This is a genomic window from Cryobacterium sp. M91, from assembly GCF_002929615.1.
Lineage (GTDB): Bacteria > Actinomycetota > Actinomycetes > Actinomycetales > Microbacteriaceae > Cryobacterium > Cryobacterium levicorallinum.
In genome coordinates this window covers 232,115-251,148 of record NZ_PJJT01000091.1, presented here as the reverse complement: position 1 = coordinate 251,148, position 19,034 = coordinate 232,115, and the positions used below count along the sequence as shown (strand labels likewise).

General features: G+C 66.9%; 16 protein-coding genes. 11 read left to right on the top strand and 5 right to left on the bottom strand.

All coding sequences use genetic code 11. The features are described from left to right. Positions 1-24: 24 nt before the first annotated feature. Positions 25-1,371, bottom strand: a complete 1,347-nt coding sequence (locus CXY80_RS18485) for an MFS transporter (protein WP_104133334.1) — start codon at positions 1,369-1,371, stop codon at positions 25-27. A gap of 155 nt (positions 1,372-1,526) precedes the next feature. After that, positions 1,527-2,252: an IclR family transcriptional regulator gene (locus tag CXY80_RS18480; RefSeq protein WP_233195456.1), complete on the bottom strand. Its 726-nt coding sequence runs from the start codon at positions 2,250-2,252 to the stop codon at positions 1,527-1,529. A 112-nt stretch (positions 2,253-2,364) separates the two neighbouring features. Between CXY80_RS18480 and CXY80_RS18475 the strand changes: the two genes are divergently transcribed. The 9 genes from CXY80_RS18475 (at position 2,365) to CXY80_RS18435 (ending at position 9,897) form a co-directional block, all read left to right on the top strand. Next, positions 2,365-3,846: an NAD-dependent succinate-semialdehyde dehydrogenase gene (locus CXY80_RS18475; RefSeq protein ID WP_092448949.1), complete on the top strand. Its 1,482-nt coding sequence runs from the start codon at positions 2,365-2,367 to the stop codon at positions 3,844-3,846. A gap of 254 nt (positions 3,847-4,100) precedes the next feature. After that, entirely contained in the window at positions 4,101-4,655 is a 555-nt protein-coding gene (locus tag CXY80_RS18470; RefSeq protein ID WP_233195455.1) for an RNA polymerase sigma factor, read from the top strand. Next, entirely contained in the window at positions 4,642-5,469 is an 828-nt protein-coding gene (locus CXY80_RS18465) for an anti-sigma factor (protein WP_104133332.1), read from the top strand. The genes CXY80_RS18470 and CXY80_RS18465 overlap by 14 nt, the downstream gene beginning before the upstream one ends. Before the next feature lie 109 nt (positions 5,470-5,578). Further along, the gene (locus tag CXY80_RS18460; protein ID WP_104133331.1) at positions 5,579-6,298 is read left to right on the top strand and encodes a DUF4397 domain-containing protein; all 720 of its coding nucleotides are present in this window, start codon (positions 5,579-5,581) and stop codon (positions 6,296-6,298) included. 143 nt (positions 6,299-6,441) lie between these two features. Then, positions 6,442-7,248 (top strand): RNA methyltransferase, encoded by an 807-nt coding sequence (locus CXY80_RS18455; protein ID WP_104133330.1) that lies wholly within the window; start codon positions 6,442-6,444, stop codon positions 7,246-7,248. Positions 7,249-7,289: 41 nt separating this feature from the next. Further along, positions 7,290-8,474 (top strand): thiolase family protein, encoded by a 1,185-nt coding sequence (locus CXY80_RS18450; RefSeq protein WP_104133329.1) that lies wholly within the window; start codon positions 7,290-7,292, stop codon positions 8,472-8,474. After that, a complete protein-coding gene (locus CXY80_RS18445) occupies positions 8,474-9,256 on the top strand; it encodes an SDR family NAD(P)-dependent oxidoreductase (protein WP_092448943.1) in 783 nt (260 codons plus the stop codon). The genes CXY80_RS18450 and CXY80_RS18445 overlap by 1 nt, the downstream gene beginning before the upstream one ends. Before the next feature lie 42 nt (positions 9,257-9,298). Continuing rightward, positions 9,299-9,604, top strand: a complete 306-nt coding sequence (locus CXY80_RS18440; protein WP_092448942.1) for a hypothetical protein — start codon at positions 9,299-9,301, stop codon at positions 9,602-9,604. Further along, on the top strand, positions 9,604-9,897 hold the full coding sequence (locus tag CXY80_RS18435; protein WP_092448941.1) for a hypothetical protein: 294 nt from the start codon (positions 9,604-9,606) through the stop codon (positions 9,895-9,897). Before CXY80_RS18440 ends, CXY80_RS18435 begins: the two co-directional genes overlap by 1 nt. Here the strand turns inward: CXY80_RS18435 and CXY80_RS18430 are convergent, their stop codons facing one another. The 3 genes from CXY80_RS18430 to CXY80_RS18420 are packed head-to-tail and all read right to left on the bottom strand — an operon-like array spanning position 9,898 to position 13,398. After that, positions 9,898-10,932, bottom strand: a complete 1,035-nt coding sequence (locus CXY80_RS18430) for an agmatine/peptidylarginine deiminase (protein ID WP_104133328.1) — start codon at positions 10,930-10,932, stop codon at positions 9,898-9,900. Then, positions 10,929-11,900 (bottom strand): nitrilase-related carbon-nitrogen hydrolase, encoded by a 972-nt coding sequence (locus tag CXY80_RS18425; protein ID WP_104133327.1) that lies wholly within the window; start codon positions 11,898-11,900, stop codon positions 10,929-10,931. The genes CXY80_RS18430 and CXY80_RS18425 overlap by 4 nt, the downstream gene beginning before the upstream one ends. A gap of 55 nt (positions 11,901-11,955) precedes the next feature. Next, positions 11,956-13,398, bottom strand: a complete 1,443-nt coding sequence (locus tag CXY80_RS18420; protein ID WP_104133326.1) for a helix-turn-helix domain-containing protein — start codon at positions 13,396-13,398, stop codon at positions 11,956-11,958. Positions 13,399-13,587: 189 nt separating this feature from the next. Between CXY80_RS18420 and CXY80_RS18415 the strand changes: the two genes are divergently transcribed. Next, positions 13,588-15,438, top strand: a complete 1,851-nt coding sequence (locus CXY80_RS18415) for a phosphoenolpyruvate carboxykinase (GTP) (RefSeq protein WP_104133325.1) — start codon at positions 13,588-13,590, stop codon at positions 15,436-15,438. Positions 15,439-15,651: 213 nt separating this feature from the next. Then, on the top strand, positions 15,652-18,993 hold the full coding sequence (locus tag CXY80_RS19600; RefSeq protein WP_158251706.1) for a glycoside hydrolase family 38 C-terminal domain-containing protein: 3,342 nt from the start codon (positions 15,652-15,654) through the stop codon (positions 18,991-18,993). The last annotated feature ends 41 nt before the right edge of the window (positions 18,994-19,034 follow it).

The following is a 19,034-nucleotide window of genomic DNA, read 5'->3' as shown; positions in this document are numbered from 1 at the left end:
CGGCACGGTCTGAAACTGAACTGTCTACTCGTGGGTGCTGATGCCCAGCGGAATTCCGCGGGTCTCCTTCACGAGGGTGACCGCGACGAAGGAAATCGCGGCGAGGCCCATGAGGTAGATGCCGATTGAGGTGGTGGATCCGGTCTCATCGAGCAGCAGCTGGGCGATGAGCGGGGCGAAGGCGCCACCGAGAATAGCGCCGAGGGCGTAGCCGATGGACACGCCCGAGTAGCGCACCTGGGCCGGGAACATCTCGGCGTAGAGCGCGGCCTGCGGGCCGTAGGAGAAGCCGAGCCCGGCCGCCAGCACGGTGAGGGCCGTCGAGAACCAGACGATGTCGCCGGTGTCGATCAGCAGGAACATCGGAATGGCCCAGAGGAACAGGAAGGCGTAGCCGAGCTGGAATGTGCGCACGCGACCGATTTTGTCGGAGAGGATGCCCCCCATCATCGTCGATGCCAGCCAGAAGAACGCGGCGACGGTGCTCGCGATGAGCACCGGGGTGCGCTCCATGCCGAGTCCGCCAGCTTCAGCGGGCTTGGTGGCGTAGGAGTTGAAGAACGCGATAAGCATGTAGCCGGCCGCGTTGTTGGCGATGAAGATGAGTGCGGTGAGGATGACCTGGCGCGAGTGGTTCTTGAACAGTTGCTTGAGCGGAGCCGCAGATTCCTTCTTGCGCGTCTGCATCTCCTTGAAGACGGGGCTCTCGGCGACCGCGCGGCGGATGACCCAGCCGACGACGATGAGCAGCACGGAGACGAGGAACGGGATTCGCCAGCCCCAGGCGAGGAAGTCCTCCGGGCTCATTGAGGTGGTCACGGCGATCATGACTCCGGTGGCGAGAATGAGGCCGACCGGAACGCCGATCTGCGGGTAGGCACCGAAGAAGCCACGCTTTTTGATCGGTGCGTGCTCGACGCTCATCAGTGCCGCACCGCCCCATTCGCCGCCGGCCGAGAAGCCCTGAAGGATGCGCAGCACGATCAACAGGATCGGTGCCCAGACGCCGATCTGGTCAAAGGTGGGCAGCAGACCTATGAGCGCTGTGGCGGCGCCCATCATGACGAGCGTGAAGACCAGCATCGCCTTGCGGCCCAGGCGGTCCCCGAGGTGTCCGGCGACGATAGCGCCGAGCGGGCGAAACAGAAAGCTGATGCCGAGCGAGGCCCAGGCGATCAGCTGGGCCAGCGGAGCGTTCTCGCCGGCGAGCGGGGCGAAGAACAGGCCGGCAAGCACGAGTCCGGCGGCCTGGGCGTAGATGAAGAAGTCGTACCACTCGATGGTGGTACCCACCATGGTGCCGGCGAGAACCCGCCGTTCCTCACTGCGTTTGGCGCTGGCCGTTGGCGTGCGCTCGGTCGTAATAGCCATGGAATACTCCCTCGTATCTCACTGCGGTGCTGGGCGGGTGGTGCTGCAAAGTCTGTGGATCGTGCGGAGAAAACCGGCACTGCGGCAGTATGGCAGGATTTTTTACGATTACCTACCTTTTGGTCAGTATTGTTGTTTTTCCGGTCGCGGGGTGACTAGCTGAGCTCTGCGACGATCGTGCGGGCGGCCGCGGTGAGCACAGCACCGATGTCGGTGGGGGAGTGCAGGCTCGAGATGTACACGACGGCGAGGGAGGCGGGTGATTCCCCGGGCACGAGCAACGGAACGGCAATCGACGACAGGCCCGGAATGACCTCGTTGTGGCTCGAGGCGTAGCCGAGAGCAACGACCTCCCCGGCCTCGCTGCGGCGGGTTTCCGGGTGGCCAAGCGCGGCCCATTGCGCCGCGCTCAGGCCTGACTGGATCGCGATTCCCGGTGCACCCATGTGCAGCGGATGCCGCGTGCCAGGCTGCTGTGCGACCGTCGCGTGGGCCTGCCGCGGCTCGATACTCACGAGCGTGAAGATCTCGCCCTGGTCGAGTACCGCGACGAAGGCGGTCATGCCGAGCTCGTTGGCGATGCGGGTGAGCACAGGCCGGGCAGTGGCCTGCAGATCGCGGGACACCCCGCGCGCCAGGGCAGCCAGTCGCGCGCCGAGCCGTACCAGTCCCGCCGGGTCGCGAACAACGAGACCGTGATCTTCCAGGGTGCGCAGAATGCGATAGGCGATCGAGCGGTGCACGTCGAGGGCGGCGGCGAGTTCGACGATCGTCATGGGTTTGTCGGTGTCGGCGAGAATCTCCAGCATGCGGATGCCGCGCGACAGGGTTTGCGAGTGGGCGGGTGCAGCCTTGGGGTCCGCGAATTCTGGAATCGACACGCTGGTATTCTCGCACTCGGCCAGGTCCTCTCGGTTAGCCAGCCGCCCTGTCGGCGGGCGCAGCTAGGCTAATACCGTCAGATCGACGGGCAGGCAAAGTAGGGGAGAACCAATGACGGTTGTTACAGACACGAACACGAACGAAGCCGAGCTGCTCGCTCGCGTGCCGAACCAGCTCTACATCAACGGCAAGTGGGTTGCCGCCACCGGCGGCCGCACCCTCGATGTCACAGACCCGGCCACCGGCCGCGTCATCAAGACCATCGCCGATGCGAGCGTGGCCGACGGTACCGCTGCCCTCGATGCGGCCGACGCTGCCCAGGCCGACTGGGCGGCGACCCCGGCTCGCGTGCGGGGCGAAATTCTGCGCCGCGCATTCGATCTGCTGCAGGAACGCAAGCAGGAGTTTGCCCTGTTGATGACCATCGAAATGGGCAAGCCGCTGCCCGAGGCGCTCGGCGAAGTCGCCTACGGCGGCGAATTCCTGCGTTGGTTCAGCGAAGAAGCCGTGCGCATCAGCGGCCGCTACGGTGCCAACCCCGAGGGCACCGGTCGCATGATCGTCACCCAGCAGCCGGTCGGACCCTGCTTTCTGATCACCCCGTGGAATTTTCCGCTCGCCATGGCGACCCGCAAGATCGCCCCGGCGCTCGCCGCGGGCTGCACCGTCGTCGTCAAGCCGGCCGCGCTCACCCCGCTGACCACCCTGCACTTCGTGGCCCTGCTCGAAGAGGCCGGCCTGCCCGCCGGCGTCGTCAACGTCATCACGACGTCGCAGTCCGGCGCGGTCTCCGAGCCGATCATCGCCGACCGACGCCTCCGCAAACTCAGCTTCACCGGGTCGACCGCGGTCGGCAAGTCGCTCATCAAGCTCTCCGCCGAGAACGTGCTGCGCACCTCGATGGAACTCGGTGGTAACGCCCCGTTCGTCGTGTTCGCCGACGCCGACCTCGACAAGGCTGTCGACGGCGCGCTCATCGCCAAGTTCCGCAACATCGGGCAGGCCTGCACCGCCGCCAACCGCTTCATTGTGCACGAGTCCATCGCCGCAGAATTCGCCCGCCGGGTCACCGAGCGGGTCGAAGCGTTCCAGATCGGCCGCGGCACAGAGGCCGGCATCACCATCGGCCCGCTGATCGACGGCAAAGCCGTCGCCAAGGCTGACTCGCTCGTACAAGATGCGCTCACCCGCGGCGCGACCCTGCTCACCGGCGGCGCCGCAATCGAGCGCGAGGGCACCTTCTACGCACCCACCGTGCTCACCGACGTCAAGGCCGGCAGCGACATTCTGCGCGACGAAATCTTCGGCCCGGTGCTCGCGATCAGCACCTTCACCGACGAAGCGGATGCCGTGCGCCTCGCCAACGACACCGAGTTCGGCCTGATCAGCTACGTGTTCACGACCGATCTGGCCCGTGGCCAGCGCATGATCGACAAGCTGCAGACCGGCATGATGGGCCTGAATACCGGCGTTGTCTCCAACGCGGCCGCACCGTTCGGCGGCGTCAAGCAGTCCGGCCTCGGTCGCGAGGGCGGGCTCGAGGGCATTCACGAGTATCTGTCGACGAAGTACACACTCACGCCGACGCCCTAAAGCGGCAAATTGCCGCAGGGCACATCCGTTTCGCCCTCGAGGAGAGAAATAGATAAGTAAGTGGTTTCCCGCCAGGGGAGGGCCACAGCACGCGACGTCGGGTTTGCTGCTGTGGCCCCTTCTGCTGGCAGGGAGAACTGCAACCGAGTCGAAGGAAACTCACTATGCTGGTGCGCGCGGAGGTTGTCACTTACACAGTGCGATCACCGTGCCCCTGCCCGGTACGTGTTTCGGCCCGAAGGACCCACCCTCACGTGAGCGCACCTACCGACGATGACGCGTCCCTCGACCGCGCCTTTCAGGACGGTGATGAGCGCGCCCTGGCCGCGGCGTATGACCGCTGGTCACCGTTGGTATTTACGATCGCCGTGCGCTCCCTCGCCAATGCGTCCGACGCCGAAGACGTCACCCAGAAGGTTTTCATTGCCGCCTGGCGGGGGCGCGGTGGGTTCGACCCGGCCCGTTCCCGGCTGCTGGCGTGGCTGATCGGCATTACGAGGCACGTGATTGCCGACACCCACGAGGCACGCAGTCGCCAGCGGCGGCTCGAAGACTCACTCGCCGCGACCATCCCGGCACACCGCATCGATGACAGTTTGAGTGTCGTCAACCGGGTGCTGGTCGGCGACGAAATCGACCGACTCGAACCCGTGCCCCGGCAGGTGATGCGCCTCGCCTTCTTCGACGATCTCACCCAGGTGCAGATCGCCGATAGCCTGGGGCTGCCGCTCGGCACGGTCAAGAGCCACATGCGGCGCAGCCTGACCCGCCTCCGCACCCGGTTGGAGGTGTCCGATGACTCCTCTTGATGGCACCCACATCGCCGCGGACGACCTGCACCTGCTCGCGCTGGCCGAGGTCGACGCGAGCGCGGCGGAACGGGCCCACCTCGCCGCCTGCGCCGAGTGCCCTGGGGAATACCTCGCCCTGTGGCAGGTCGTGCAACTCGGTCGTTCCGTCGGGTTCGATTCGCGGCTCACCCCGCCTGCGGGCGTCTGGGCAGGCATCCAGGCCGAACTCGGGCTGAGCAACGCGGTGCACACACCACCCCCCTTCACGAAAACCGCTGACGCGACGGATGCTGCGGCTCCGCCCCAGGCACCTGCTTCGCCGGTCGCCGACCCGGCGGCGGCCGAACCGACGGCCGAGTCGTCGGTCGAACCAGCACCCGTGCGTCTGCTGTCCCTCCGCCGCTGGGTCCCGTTCGCGGCAGCCGCCGGCATGATCGGCTTGATCGGCGGCATCGCCATCGGCGTGGCGAGCACCGCCGGCCCGCCACCCGAGCAAGTCGTGGCCGAAGGCGCCCTCGACGCCCTGCCGGGATGGGCCGCGAGCGGGTCGGTCCGGGTCGAGCAAACCGCCGACGGCCGCCGCTCGGTCGTCGTCGACCTCGACGCGCCGAATCCGCCGGGCACCGGCCTGCGCGAGGTCTGGCTGCTCAAAGCGGATGCGTCCGGCCTGGTCAGCATCGGATTCCTCGACGGTTCCTTCGGTCGTTTCACTATCCCCGCGAGCGTCGACCTCGCCCAATACCCACTGGTGGACGTGTCCGCCGAACCCGCCGACGGCGACCCGGCACACTCCGGCGACTCAATCGTGCGCGGCGAATTACACCCGCTCTGAGTCGTTTCTCTAAATAAGTCGCCGTGGTGCATCCGAAACGCGCCCGACCGGAGAAGTTGTTACCAGGGAGGCACAGCCGCCTTCCGTAACGACCAACCTGGAGGTAGCAATGCGCAAGTCCATCGCCGTCGGAATTTCCGCCGGCCTTCTCGTCGCACTCGCCGGGCTCGCGCCGGCGCAGGCGGCCGTTCCCGCGGCATCCGCTTCACCGGGTATGGCATCCGTGTCGGTGCTGCACGCCATTCCCGGACTGACCCTCGACATCTCGGTCGACGGTCGCGTCGTCGTCGCCGATTTCATGCCTGGAACCCTGCTCGGCCCGCTGAAGCTCACGGCCGGCACCCACACCGTCGGAATCTCCGCGGCAGATTCCCTCGAAGTCGGCGGCAGCGCCAACGGCTCGCCACTTCCGTCGATCGCCGTGAGCGGCTCGACGACAATCACGGTCACGGCCAATCGCAGTTTCACGGCGGTTGCCCACCTCACGGATGCCGGCCTTCCCACCGCCACCCTGTACAACGATGACACCAAGCCGCTGGCCGCCGGACAGGGCCGCCTCACCGTGCGCCACGTTGCGGCCGCTCCGGCCGTTGACGTTCTCGCCAACGGCGCCGTTGCCGTCGCCGGCCTGACCAATCCGTCGCAGGCCGTGCTCGATCTGCCGGTCGGCACGATCAGCGCCGTCGTGGCCGCCGCCGGAACGACCGCGCCGCTGCTCGGCCCGGCGGAAGTCACGATCGCCCCGCGCACCAACACCATCGTCTACGCCTGGGGCAGCCTCGCTGACGGCACGCTCGCCCTGGCTGTGCAGACGGTGTCCACGAAGTAGCTTCGTCCGGCATAACTCCTGCAATCTGAGCGTCGACCCGGCGCGGGCCCCGGATTTCCGGGGCCCGCGCGGCCGGGTCCGTGAAATTGCAGGAGTTATGCCGCTCGAGCCGGGTGCACCGCGCCGCTGGCTAGACTTTGCGGATGCCCCTGATCGCGATCAACGACCTGAGCGACCCGCGACTGGTCGACTATGCCCACCTCACCGACGTGGCCCTCAAGAAGGTCCGCGGCACCGAACACGGGTTGTACATCGCCGAATCAGCCCTGGTTTTGGAGCGGGCTCTGCGCGCCGGGCACATTCCACGATCCGTGCTCGCGCTCGGCAACACAGCCGATGAGGCGCTCGCGGTGCTCGGCGATTACGCGGCCGAGGTGCCCGTCTTTGTCGGCCCCGGCGAAATGCTCGCCGACCTCACCGGCTACATTCTGCACCGCGGCTTGATCGCCTCGATGCACCGACCCGAACTGCCGAGCGCCGACAGCCTGCTGGCCGATGCGCGTCGCATCGTCATCCTCGAAAACGTGGCCGACCCGACCAACGTCGGCGCCATCTTTCGCTCGGCCGGCGCCATCGGAGCGGATGCCATTCTGGTTACGCCGCGCTGTTCCGACCCGTTCTACCGTCGCGCCATCCGGGTCTCGATGGGCACGGTGCTGCAGGTGCCGTGGACCCGGGCCGGCGACTGGACCGAGACCCGCGCCCTACTCACCCGGCACGGCTTTCATGTGGCGGCCCTCGCGCTGACGCCGGATGCAGTCAGCCTGCGCGATTTTGACGGTACCGCACACGAACGTCTGGCCCTGTTGCTCGGCGCCGAGGGCGAGGGACTCACCCCCAAGGCGCTCGCCGCATCGGACACCGTCGTGCAGATTCCGATGAAGCACGGCATCGACTCCCTCAACGTCGCCGCCGCGAGTGCCGTCGCGATGTGGGCGCTGTCCGGGTAACCCCTTCTGCCACCCGAGCCCGTCGGGCCTAGGCTGGGGGCATGAGCAATGAAGCTGTCATCATCGACGTTCTGCGCACCCCGTCGGGCCGGGGCAAACCCGGTGGAGCCCTGGACGGCATCCATCCGGCCGACCTCCTGGCCACGGTGCTGCGTGAGTTGGTCAGCCGCAACAACCTCGACCCGGCACTGATCGATGACGTGATCGGCGGCTGTGTCAGCCAGGCCGGCGAGCAAGGCAATAACGTGACCCGCACCGCCCTGTTGAGTGCCGGCTTTCCGCACACCGTGCCCGGTACGACGATCGATCGGCAGTGCGGCTCGAGCCAGCAGGCCGCCACTTTCGCCGCCCAGGCCGTGATGAGCGGCAACGCCGACGTGGTCATCGCCTGCGGCGTCGAGTCGATGAGTCGGGTACCCCTCGGGTCTACGGCCGGCGGGCAGGACCCGTTCGGCACGCTCATGCACGAGCGTTACCCCGACGGCCTGGTCAACCAGGGGGTGTCGGCCGAGCTCATCAATCAGAAGTGGAACCTGGGCCGCGACGCCCTCGACAACTACGCGGCCCGCTCGCACCGGCTCGCCGCAGCGGCGGCTGACCGGGGTGATTTCGGCGGCGAAATCGTGGCCGTCACCCGGCCGGACGGCAGCGTGATCAGCGAGGACGAGACCATCCGCCCGGGCACCTCGCATGCTTCACTCGCCGGACTGCGCCCCGCCTTTCGTACCGACACGCTCGCGGAACGCTTTCCGAAGCTCGGCTGGCACGTCACGGCCGGTAACTCCTCACCGCTCACCGATGGCGCCTCGGCGACCCTGATCATGAGCGCCAAGAGGGCCGCGCAGCTCGGTCTGAACCCCCGCGCCCGGTTTCACAGCTTCACCGTGATGGGAAGCGACCCTATGCTCATGCTGACCGGCGTGATTCCGGCGACCCAGCGCATCCTCTCGCGGGCCGGCCTCGGCATCGACGATATCGACGCCTACGAGATCAACGAGGCCTTTGCGAGCGTGCCGCTGGCCTGGCTGCGCGAACTTCACGCCGACCCCGATTGCCTCAACCCGCGCGGCGGCGCCATCGCCCTCGGCCACGCGCTCGGTTCCTCGGGCACGCGCCTGCTCGGCACGCTGCTCAATCACCTCGAAATGACCGGCGGTCGCTGGGGCCTGCAGGCCATGTGCGAGGGCGGCGGCATGGCCAACGCCACCTTGATTGAGAGGCTCTGATGCAGATTGACGGATGCTCCGCCCTCATTACCGGAGGCGCCTCCGGCCTCGGCCTGGCCTGCGTTCGCACCCTGCACGAAGCCGGCGCATCCGTCGTATTGCTGGATCTCCCCGGCGCTCCCGGCGACGCAATTGCCGCCGAGCTCGGCGACCGGGCCCGCTTCGTGGCGGGCGACGTGACGAGCGCCGGCGACGTGCAGGCCGCCGTCGACGCGGCGGTGGCCCAAGCGCCGCTTCGCATCGTGATCAATTGCGCCGGCATCGCGCCCGGCGCCCGCACGGTCGGCCGCGACGGCCCGCTGCCGCTTGAAGATTTTGAGCGGGCGATTCGCATCAACCTGATCGGAACCTTCAACGTCGTGCGGCTGGCTGCCGCCGCGATGCAGCTCACCGAACCCGTCGGAGACCCGGGCCGCCAGGGCGGCGCCGAACGCGGCGTCATCGTCAACACCGCCTCGGTCGCTGCCTTCGACGGGCAAATCGGGCAGGCCGCCTATGCCGCGTCCAAGGGCGGCGTCGCCGCGATGACGCTTCCGCTCGCCCGCGAATTCGCGCAGAGCCTGATTCGAGTGATGTCGATCGCGCCCGGCATCTTCGACACGCCCATGCTGCAGGGGCTGCCGCAGCCGGTGCGGGATTCTCTCGGAGCCCAGGTGCCGCATCCGTCCCGGCTCGGTGACCCTCAGGAGTTCGCATTCCTGGTTCGGCATATCATCGAAAATCCCATGCTCAACGGAGAAACTATCCGACTTGACGGGGCGATTCGGATGCAGCCGAAGTAGAGCTGTAGGTTCGAAGGAACGACTCTTTAGGGGAACCCTCGTATGGCAGTGATATTCGGCACGATCCTCGTTCTGGCCGGGTTCGCCTGTGCCGTCTACGGAGTACTGCTCGTGGCCTGGGCGAACCCAACGACGCCGCTGCCCATGTTCACCAGCGCACCGAGCCGGCCACGGGCATCCGTTTTGTTGAATGTCGGAGCCGTCGCGCTGGTGATCTGGGGCGCGAACCTCATGACGCCGGAGATCGGTGCCTGGGCTTTCGTGCTGCTCACCATTGCCGTGCTGGGACCGTTCATCGTGATTCGCGCCTGGCACAATGGGCGGGTCGCCCGAGGGTCACAGCGCTGATGGAGCTTCTGCTGGGCACCGTTCTCGTCGCCATCTCGACCGCCCTCGGTCTGGCAGGAGCTGCGAGAATATCGGGGCAGAATCGAGGCTCGGGAAACTATGTGAATCCCACGGTTCGCCAGAAGCTGCCCATGCTGGGCTGGAGAATTCTCCACGTCGGCCTACTGGTTTTCGGCGTCCAGCTACTGCACAACGAGCTGGGCACTGTGGCCTATCTCATGTTCGGAATCGTCGTCGTTCTGCCGTTGATCTTCGCCCTGTGGCGCAACAGGCGCCGACCGGTCGAAGCCTGATCAGGCTGGCAGCGGCGTAGACGGCTGCTGCTGCGTAATGCAGTGGATGCCGCCGCCCCGCGCAAACAGCGGCCGCGCGTCGACCGACATCAAGCGGCGCCCGGGATAGGCGGCCGCGAGCACGTCGCGGGCCAGGGAATCGGACCGCTCCTCGCCGAAGCTGCAGGCGATGACGCCGCCGTTGACGACGAGATGATTGACGTAGTTGTAGTCCACGAACCCCTCGTCGTCGCGCAGCACAGCGGGCGCCGGCAGGTCGATGATTGTGAACGATCGCCCGGCCGCGTCGTGCGCGCCGGCCAGCAGACCGCGAAATTCGCGGGTGAGCGGGTAGTCGGGGTGACCCGGATCGTTCTGGGCGTGCAGCAAAATCGTGCCCGGCGATGGCAGCGCGGCGACCATATCGATGTGCCCACGGGTGCCGAATCGCTCGTGGTCGCGGGTGAGGCCGCGTGGCAGCCAGACGACGTGCTCCGCGCCGATCGTGCGGCGAAGCTCCTCCTCGACCGAGGCGCGCGTGGCGCCGGGGTTGCGACCCGAACCGAGTTGCACGCTCTCCGTCGCCAGCACGGTTCCTGCGCCGTCGACGTGGATTCCGCCGCCCTCGTTCACGAGCGCGGACGACACGACTGCCGCACCGGCGGCATTTGCTACGAATCGGCTGATCTTCGAATCGTGGTCCCAGGTGGCCCAGTCCTGGCCGCCCCAGCCGTTGAAGGTCCAGTCGACGGCGCCGAGCCGGCCGGTGTCGTCGTGCACGAAACTCGGGCCGATGTCGCGCATCCAGCTGTCGTTCAGCGGAGCCTCGAGCACCTCGATCTCGGCCGACAGATAGCGCCGGGCTACGGCGCGCTCGGCGGGGTCGACGACCATGCGCACGGGTTCGAATTCGGCCACGGCGTGGGCGACGGCGGCCCAGGTGCGGCGGGCTTCGTGGGCTTCAGTCGCAGTGTAGCCGAGGGTGTAGCCGCCCACCGGAAACGCCATCCACACACGGTCCTGCGGCGCGGTTTCGGCTGGCATGCGCCAGGTCATGCGATCGCCGATCCAAACGGATGCGCCGGGTCGACCGGCGCGACCAGCCCGGCATAACTGTCCGGGCGTCGAGTCATCAGGAAGGGAAACAGGGCGAGCCACTCCTCGCGCTGGGTCAGGTCCAGGTCGGCCACGAGCGCCACCGACTCGCCGCGAGGCGCCTGCACGAGCACCCGTCCGAACGGGTCGGAGATGAACGACGAGCCGTAAAAGGTGAGGTCGCCCTCGTCGCCGTGCCGGTTCGGCACGACCACGAACAGTCCGCTCGTGATGCCGTTGGCCACGATGACCTGCTGCCAGATCGGCTGGGTGTCGAAGTTCGGAAACAGCGGTTCAGATCCGATCGCGGTCGGGTAGGCGAGAATTTCGGCGCCGCCGAGCCCATACAGCCGGGAGACCTCGGGAAACCACTCGTCCCAGCAGGTGGGTAGCCCCAGGCGTGCACCGGCCACGTCGTAGACCGGGTACGCGTCCTCGGCCGGCCCCGGCCGAAAGTAGGTGTCTTCGTAATACCCGGCCGTGACCGGGATGTGCATTTTGCGCGTGCGACCGAGGAGCTCGCCGGCCGGCGACACCAGAATGGCCGTGTTGTAACCGCGTGGGTCGTTCGGTTCGTCGGCTTCAGCCGGCTGCTCGAACAGCGAGGCGTGCAGGATGACGCTGTGCAGCCGTGCCTGTTCGGCCGCGAAAGCGAAGGTGGGGCCGCCCAGGAGCTGCTCGGCATCCGCTTTGGGAATGCCGGTGGCTCGTACATTGCCGGAGTATTTGCTAAGGGTCAGTTCCGGCAGAAACACGATGCGGGCGCCAGCCTCAGCCGCCAAACGGATGCCCTCGGCCAGCTCCGCCTCGAGCGTCGCGTCGTCCGCGTGCCAGCGATGCTGCACGAGACCGACGCGCAGGGGAGTCCGGTCGGGCTCGCGCACCCGGGTGGGCGAGGCGGGGCTAATCGGGGCCTCGATCAGTCTCATGCGGTCTCCTGGGTATTATTGGCGATCAAACCTGATCCCAATCTACATAATCCGGCTACTTTGCCGCGTGCGCCTCCAAAAACGCATAGACCTCGGAGTCGTCGACCCCGGGAAACGTGCCGGACGGCAGCGGCGACAGCACGTGTGCGTGCAGCCGGGCGCTCGGCCAGGCCCGGCCGGCCCAACGTGCGGCCGCATCCGAGTTCGGCCGACGACAGCACGACTCATCGGGACAGCGCGACACCGTGCGCTGCGTGGTCTCCCGCCCGCGAAACCACTTCGCCTGCGCAAACGGCACGCCGACGCTGATCGAAAACTCACCGGCATCCGTTGACCCGGTCTGCGTCGCCGACCAAAACGTACCGGCCGGGGTGTCGGTGTACTGGTAGTACTCGGTGGTGCGGTTGGTGTGGGTGAAGGCGCTGCGGGCGCTCCACTGCTTGCAGACGTACTGGCCCTCGATCGACCCGGTCACGTCCACCGGAAACGGCAGATCGTCGTTCTCGTACCCCTTTTGCAGAGCGCCGTCGCCGTTGACGCGCAGAAAGTGCAGGGTCATATCGAGGTGCGAGGTGGCGAGGTTGGTCAGTCGCAACGCTGCAGCCTCATGGGTCACGCCGAAGGTGTCGCGAAAGTCCTCCACCGACAGCTCGCGCTCCTGCTTGGCATTCGACAGAAAGGCGACGGATGCCTCGCGCGGCATCAAACAGGCCGCCGCGAAGTAGTTGATCTCGAGCCGCTGCCAGAGGAACTCCGCGTAGCTGCCCGGCCGTTCGTGCCCGAGCAGCCGGTGCCCCATCGCCTGCAGGGCCATCGACCGCAGGCCGTGCCCGCCGGGAATCGACGCGGGCGGCAGGTAGATGCGCCCATTGGCCAGGTCGGTCACCGAGCGGGTGGAGTTGGGCAGATCGTTCACGTAGATCAGGCTGAATCCGAGCTGATCGGCCATGACGCTGACCTCGCGGTGGGTGAGTGCGCCCGAGACGTGGCCGCTCGCGCGCACCCGTTCCTCGACCAGTTCCTCGATGGCCGGCAGATAGTTGCCCTGTTCCCGCATCCGCTCGCGCAGTTCGGTGTTGGCTCGCCGCGCCTCTTCCGGCGTCGCGATGGCTTCGCTGGCCCGGCGGGACAGCTCCCGGTGCAGGCCGAGCAGCGATTCGATGGCGGGCAGCGGCATCCCCTTAGTGACTTTTACGACGGGCAGGCCGAGCGCCCCGTAGAGCGGATTTTTCTGGGCACGGTCCAGTTCGATCTCGAGCGCCGCCCGATTGTTTGGAGCTTCGCGGCGCAGCAGCTCGGCCAGGTCTACAACGAGGGCCGTCGCGAGATCCTGCAGGGTCGACAGCTTCGGCTCGCGACGGCCGTTCTCGATCAGCGACAGCTGACTGCCGGCGAGGTGAACGAGCGCACCCAGTTGGTCGAGGGTGAGACCGCGCTCCCCCCGAAAGTGACGGATGCGATGGCCGAGCAGGATCAGATCGGAGGCTTGAGGCGACATTCCTTAACGATATCTAAAGAACTGCATTTCTTAAGTAGCAATATTGCAGGTTTGGGGCTCAAAGCAGGGCCATTGTTGGTGTGTAAGACGAAATTATGGTTTTGCAGAGCGTCTGACAGCAACGGGGCCCGACGTTTTTGACCACTTCGCAACTTTTTCTCGATACCCGGCGACCGGAAAGGCCAGCATATGACTCTCACCAAATCTTCCCTCCAGACCAACGGGGATTCGTACCCGACGCGCACGGGCAGCACCGACCCCAACCTGCAGGCCTGGGTTGATGAGATTGCCCGCCTGACCGAGCCCGACGCGATCGTCTGGTGCGACGGCTCCAAGCGCGAGGCCAACGAGCTCTCCAAACTGCTCGTCGCCTCCGGCCAGCTCATCCGCCTAAACCCGGAATGGCGCCCCAACAGCTTTCTCGCCCGCACCAACCCGAAAGACGTTGCCCGCGTCGAAAACCGCACCTTCATCTGCTCCAACGATGAAGCGGATGCCGGCCCCACCAATAACTGGGCCGCACCGGTCAAGATGCGCGCCGAACTGCGTGGTGTCTTCGCCGGCAGCATGCGCGGTCGGACAATGTACATCGTGCCGTTCTCGATGGGCCCGCTCGGCGGACCCATCTCGCAGCTGGGCGTTGAGATCACCGATTCCCCCTATGTCGTGCTCAACATGGGCATTATGACGCGGATGGGCGAGACCGTGCTGACTATGATCGAAGCCGGCGACCCGTGGGTGCACACCGTGCACAGCGTCGGGTACCCGCTCGTCGACGCATCGGGAATCACCCGTCCCGATGTGGAATGGCCCTGCAACGATGACAAGTACATCGTGCAGTTCCCCGATACCCGCGAGGTCTGGTCCTACGGCTCCGGCTACGGCGGAAACGCCCTGCTCTCCAAGAAGTCCTTTGCGCTGCGCATCGCGTCGGTGATGGGCCGCGATCAGGGCTGGCTGGCCGAGCACATGCTGATCATCAAGCTGATCTCACCCGCGGGTGGCGTGTTCCACGTGGCCGCTGCCTTCCCCTCCGCCTGTGGCAAGACGAACCTGTCGATGCTGCGCCCGACCATTCCCGGATGGAAGGTCGAGACCATCGGCGACGACATCGCGTGGCTGCGCCAGGGCGAAGACGGACGCCTCTGGGCGATCAACCCGGAAGCCGGCTTCTTCGGAGTCGCCCCCGGAACCGGTGAAACCACCAACCCGACCGCCGTCTCCACCATGTGGGGCAACACGATCTTCACCAACGTCGCCCTGCGTGACGACGGAGATGTCTGGTGGGAAGGGCTCACCGACAAGGCTCCCGATCACCTGATCGACTGGCAGGGTAAGGACTGGACGCCCGACTCCGGTCGAACCGCCGCCCACCCGAACTCGCGCTTCACCGTTGCGGCCGCCCAGTGCCCGTCGATCGCCGACGACTGGGAAGCGGCCGGCGGCGTGCCGATCGACGCCATCGTCTTCGGCGGCCGTCGCGCGACCAACGTTCCGCTGGTCGCCCAGGCCCGCAGTTGGAAGCACGGCGTCTTCATGGGAGCGACGATCTCCTCCGAGAAGACCGCGGCCGCTGACGGCATCGTCGGCGAGCTGCGTCGGGACCCGTTCGCGATGCTGCCGTTCTGCGGCTACAACATGGCCGACTACTGGGGCCACTGGCTCAAGGTCGGCAAGGAACTCGGCACCAACGCCCCGGCGATCTTCCAGGTGAACTGGTTCCGCAAGGGCCCGGACGGCGACTTCATCTGGCCCGGATTCGGCGAGAACTCGCGGGTTCTCGAATGGATGATTCGTCGCATCGAGGGCAGCGCCGACGCCGTCGACACCCCGATCGGACTGCTGCCGGCCGAAGGTGCGCTGAACCTGGACGGTCTCGACCTGTCCAAGGAATCCGTTGACCAGCTGTTTGCGATCGACCAGACCAGCTGGCTCGCCGAGTGCGACCTGACCGAGGAATACTTCGACAAGTTCGGCGACAAGGTTCCGCCGGCACTGCGCGCCGAACTCGCAAGCGTGCGCTACCACCTCAAGGACTAGTTCCTGCAGTGCGAACGACCCCGTCACGCAGGTGGCGGGGCCGTTCGTGTTCCTCCCGTGCGTGCATTACTTTCCGGGCCCGGAAAGCGGGCCCATGATCTATCGTGGGCCGGGTGTCACAAGGTGGGCCCAGGGCCTCATAGACCGGCATCGCGCAGGAACCCGCCGGGAACCGGCCGAACGGCCCGCGCGCGACGGTCGTAGGATGCCAGCATGCATGACGACAGCGCACTGGTCGAGGCCCGGCTGAACCGTTTTGTTCGCGAACGGTTGCAGCCAGCGATCTACCGGGCCACCGCGCCGCTCACGGTCACCGCCTGGGTCGCGCCGGGGGAGCCGGTCTCGTTTGCCGAGGCGGTCTCGCATCCGTTTGAACCATTCGTCGTCGGCGAGTCGTGGGGAAGGCCGTGGGGCACTGTCTGGTTTCATCTCACCGGAGTGGTACCGTCCAAATGGGCCGGCCTGGCCGATACCCGCATCGAGGTCGTCGTCGACCTCGGGTTCACCGTCGCTGTGCCGGGCTTCCAGGCCGAGGGCACCGCCTATAGCTCGAATGGCCGGGTCCTCAAGGGCGTGGAATCGTTAAATCGCACCGTGACGGTGGTCGGCGACACCATTGACCTCTATATCGAGGCCGCCGCCAACCCTAATATCGCCGCCGACTTCAGCTTCACTCCCACCCTGCTCGGCGATCTTGGCACCGCCGGCAGCACACCGCTCTACCTGCTTCGCCAAGCGGATGTCGCCCAGCGCGACACGCAGGTCTGGCAGCTCGCCCAGGACGTGTTCACACTCGACGGACTGCGCCGCGAGCTTTCGGCCGCATCGCCGCGGCGGGCGAACATTCTGCGCGCCCTGGAACGCTGCCTCGATCTGCTCGACCCCAACGATGTGGGCGGCACCGCGGAAGCCGGACGCGCCGCCCTGGCTCCGGTGCTCGCCAGCCCAGCCAACGCCAGCGCGCACCGGGTGCACGCGGTTGGCCACGCGCACATCGACAGCGCGTGGCTCTGGCCGGTGCGTGAGACCGTGCGCAAGGTCGCACGCACCTGGTCCAACGTGCTCGACCTGATCGACCGGCACCCCGACTTTGTGTTCGCGGCCTCGTCGGCGCAGCAGTATGCCTGGCTCCAGCAGTTCTACCCGGAGCTGTTCGAGCGCGTGCGTAAAGCCGTCGCGGCCGGCAACTTCGTTCCGGTCGGAGGGATGTGGGTTGAATTCGACACGAATATGCCCGGCGGCGAGGCCCTGGCCCGGCAATTCGTGGCCGGCAAGGGGTTCTTTCTGCGCGAGTTCGGGGTGGAACCGCTCGAAGTCTGGCTGCCCGACTCGTTCGGCTACTCCGCGGCACTTCCTCAAATCGCGTGTGCCGCCGGCAGTCGCTGGTTTCTCACCCAGAAGCTGTCCTGGAACGACACGAATCTGTTTCCGCACCACAGCTTTCTCTGGGAGGGGCTCGACGGCAGCCGCGTCTTCACGCACTTTCCACCGGTTGCCGACTACAACGCGCAGCTCTCCGGTCTGGAACTGGCCAGGGCCGAGCGGTTGTTCGCGGAGAAGGGCGTGGCCAATACCTCGCTCGTGCCGTTCGGTTGGGGCGACGGTGGCGGCGGTCCGACCGAGGAGATGATCGCCGCTGCCCACCGTACCGCGTCGCTTGAGGGATCGCCGACGGTCGAACTGTCCAGCCCGCGGCGGTTCTTTGAAGCGGCGGAGGCCGAGTATGCGGCGCCGCCGGTGTGGTCGGGCGAGTTGTATCTGGAGTTTCACCGCGGCACGCTCACCTCCCAGGCTCGCACCAAGCAGGGGAATCGGCGCTGCGAGCACCTGCTGCGGGAGGCGGAACTGTGGGCGACGACGGCCGCCGTGCGCGTGGGGGCGCAGTATCCGCGGGCGGCACTCGAGAACGCGTGGCAGACGGTGTTGCTGCAACAATTTCACGACATCCTTCCGGGGTCATCGATCGCTTGGGTGCACGCGCAGGCCGAGCGCGAGTATGTGCGGGTCGCTGGCGTGCTCGATGGGGTGATTGTGGCATCCATTCGTGCGCTCGTCGGGCCGGGCGATGGCGCGGTCGTGCTCAATGCGGGGCCCTATGCGCGGGCGGGCGTGCCGGCGCTCGGCGGCAGCGCGAGCGCCGATACTCAGGGTGCCGATGCTCTCGGCGCCGGTGCTGCGGGTGACGAGGCGACGAGCGCGGAGGGTTCGGGCCGGGATGCTGGGGAGACTGCTCCCGTGCGCGCTTCCGCGACTGCGGTGGGGGACTCTGCCGCCGCGCACGCCGGGGCCATAATCTCACGCACTCCGGCCGGCTGGGTCCTGACGAACGAGCACGTCTCCGTCACGATCGACGACGACGGACTGTTCACCTCGGTTTACGATCGGCACGTTGACCGCCAGGTCGTGCCGGCCGGAGCGCGAGCCAACCTGCTCACCCTGCACCGGGACACCCCCACTCAGTGGGATGCCTGGGACATCGACACCCCGCACGCGCGCCTGTTCGAGGCACTCACCGATGCCGACTCGGTTGAGCAGCTCGACCAGCGTCCGGTCGGCCAGGTCGGCGTGCGCGTCACACGACGATTTGGCGAGTCTTCGGTCGTCGAAGATGTGACTCTCGCGTCGGATTCAAGCGCGATCGACCTGCACGTCAAAATCGACTGGCATGAGCGGCAGAAGCTGCTGCGACTGAACTTTCCGCTCGACGTCAAGGCCGACCGGGCCTCCTCCGAGATCCAGTTCGGGCACATATTCCGCCCGACGCATGCGAACACCTCCTGGGATGCTGCCCGTTTCGAAACCGTCGCCCACCGCTGGGTCCACGTCGGCGAACCGGGTTTCGGCGTCGCGGTTGCCAACGACTCCACCTATGGCCACGCGATCATCCGCACCGCGTTTGCTCCAGGCGAAACGGATGCTCCACGGCGTGACCCCGGCACCGGGCAGGACGCGAACGCAGCTGGGTATTCCAGCCCCGGCGAGGATGCCAGCGTCAGCCAGGGTTCCAGCCGTGACGGAGAAGTCCGCGTCGGCAGCACCGCCAGCCCCGACCGGGTGACGGATACGGCCCCGCCCGCAGCGGCGGCCCGCATCGGCACTACCGTTGCACTGACTCTGCTACGGGCCGCCGTCTATCCCGACCCGACCGCCGATCAGGGCGAGCACGAATTCCGCGTCGCCCTCCGCGTCGGCGCGAGTATTCCCGACGCGGTATATGAGGGCTACCGGCTGAACCTACCGCTGCGCACCGTCGCGGGCATCGGCTCTACGCCGATCGAGCCGCTCTTCACGGTCGACAACCCTGCCGTGGTCATCGAGGCGGTCAAGCTCGCCGAAGACGGCAGTGGCGACGTGATCGTGCGGATCTACGAGGCGCACGGGACCCGGTCCCGGGCCCGGGTCATCCGCTCATTCGCCGCAGCCGAAGCACACGAGACGGACCTGCTCGAGCGCCCAGTCGCACCGGCCGCCATCATTGCGACGGATGACGCCGTCCTGACCCTGGAATTGCGCCCCTTCCAGCTCGTGACGCTGCGCTACCCTTCCATCCATTGAACGCGAGAGCGCAAAAAGTGCCCGATTGAGAGTTCCAATCG

What these genes read in the sequence shown, in the direction of transcription:
- CXY80_RS18485 (WP_104133334.1), bottom strand. Translation starts at nt 1,371, where the DNA reads ATGGCTATTACGACCGAGCGCACGCCAACGGCCAGCGCCAAACGCAGT.
- CXY80_RS18475 (WP_092448949.1), top strand. Translation starts at nt 2,365, where the DNA reads ATGACGGTTGTTACAGACACGAACACGAACGAAGCCGAGCTGCTCGCT.
- CXY80_RS18465 (WP_104133332.1), top strand. Translation starts at nt 4,642, where the DNA reads ATGACTCCTCTTGATGGCACCCACATCGCCGCGGACGACCTGCACCTG.
- CXY80_RS18460 (WP_104133331.1), top strand. Translation starts at nt 5,579, where the DNA reads ATGCGCAAGTCCATCGCCGTCGGAATTTCCGCCGGCCTTCTCGTCGCA.
- CXY80_RS18455 (WP_104133330.1), top strand. Translation starts at nt 6,442, where the DNA reads ATGCCCCTGATCGCGATCAACGACCTGAGCGACCCGCGACTGGTCGAC.
- CXY80_RS18450 (WP_104133329.1), top strand. Translation starts at nt 7,290, where the DNA reads ATGAGCAATGAAGCTGTCATCATCGACGTTCTGCGCACCCCGTCGGGC.
- CXY80_RS18445 (WP_092448943.1), top strand. Translation starts at nt 8,474, where the DNA reads ATGCAGATTGACGGATGCTCCGCCCTCATTACCGGAGGCGCCTCCGGC.
- CXY80_RS18440 (WP_092448942.1), top strand. Translation starts at nt 9,299, where the DNA reads ATGGCAGTGATATTCGGCACGATCCTCGTTCTGGCCGGGTTCGCCTGT.
- CXY80_RS18435 (WP_092448941.1), top strand. Translation starts at nt 9,604, where the DNA reads ATGGAGCTTCTGCTGGGCACCGTTCTCGTCGCCATCTCGACCGCCCTC.
- CXY80_RS18430 (WP_104133328.1), bottom strand. Translation starts at nt 10,932, where the DNA reads ATGACCTGGCGCATGCCAGCCGAAACCGCGCCGCAGGACCGTGTGTGG.
- CXY80_RS18425 (WP_104133327.1), bottom strand. Translation starts at nt 11,900, where the DNA reads ATGAGACTGATCGAGGCCCCGATTAGCCCCGCCTCGCCCACCCGGGTG.
- CXY80_RS18420 (WP_104133326.1), bottom strand. Translation starts at nt 13,398, where the DNA reads ATGTCGCCTCAAGCCTCCGATCTGATCCTGCTCGGCCATCGCATCCGT.
- CXY80_RS18415 (WP_104133325.1), top strand. Translation starts at nt 13,588, where the DNA reads ATGACTCTCACCAAATCTTCCCTCCAGACCAACGGGGATTCGTACCCG.
- CXY80_RS19600 (WP_158251706.1), top strand. Translation starts at nt 15,652, where the DNA reads ATGCATGACGACAGCGCACTGGTCGAGGCCCGGCTGAACCGTTTTGTT.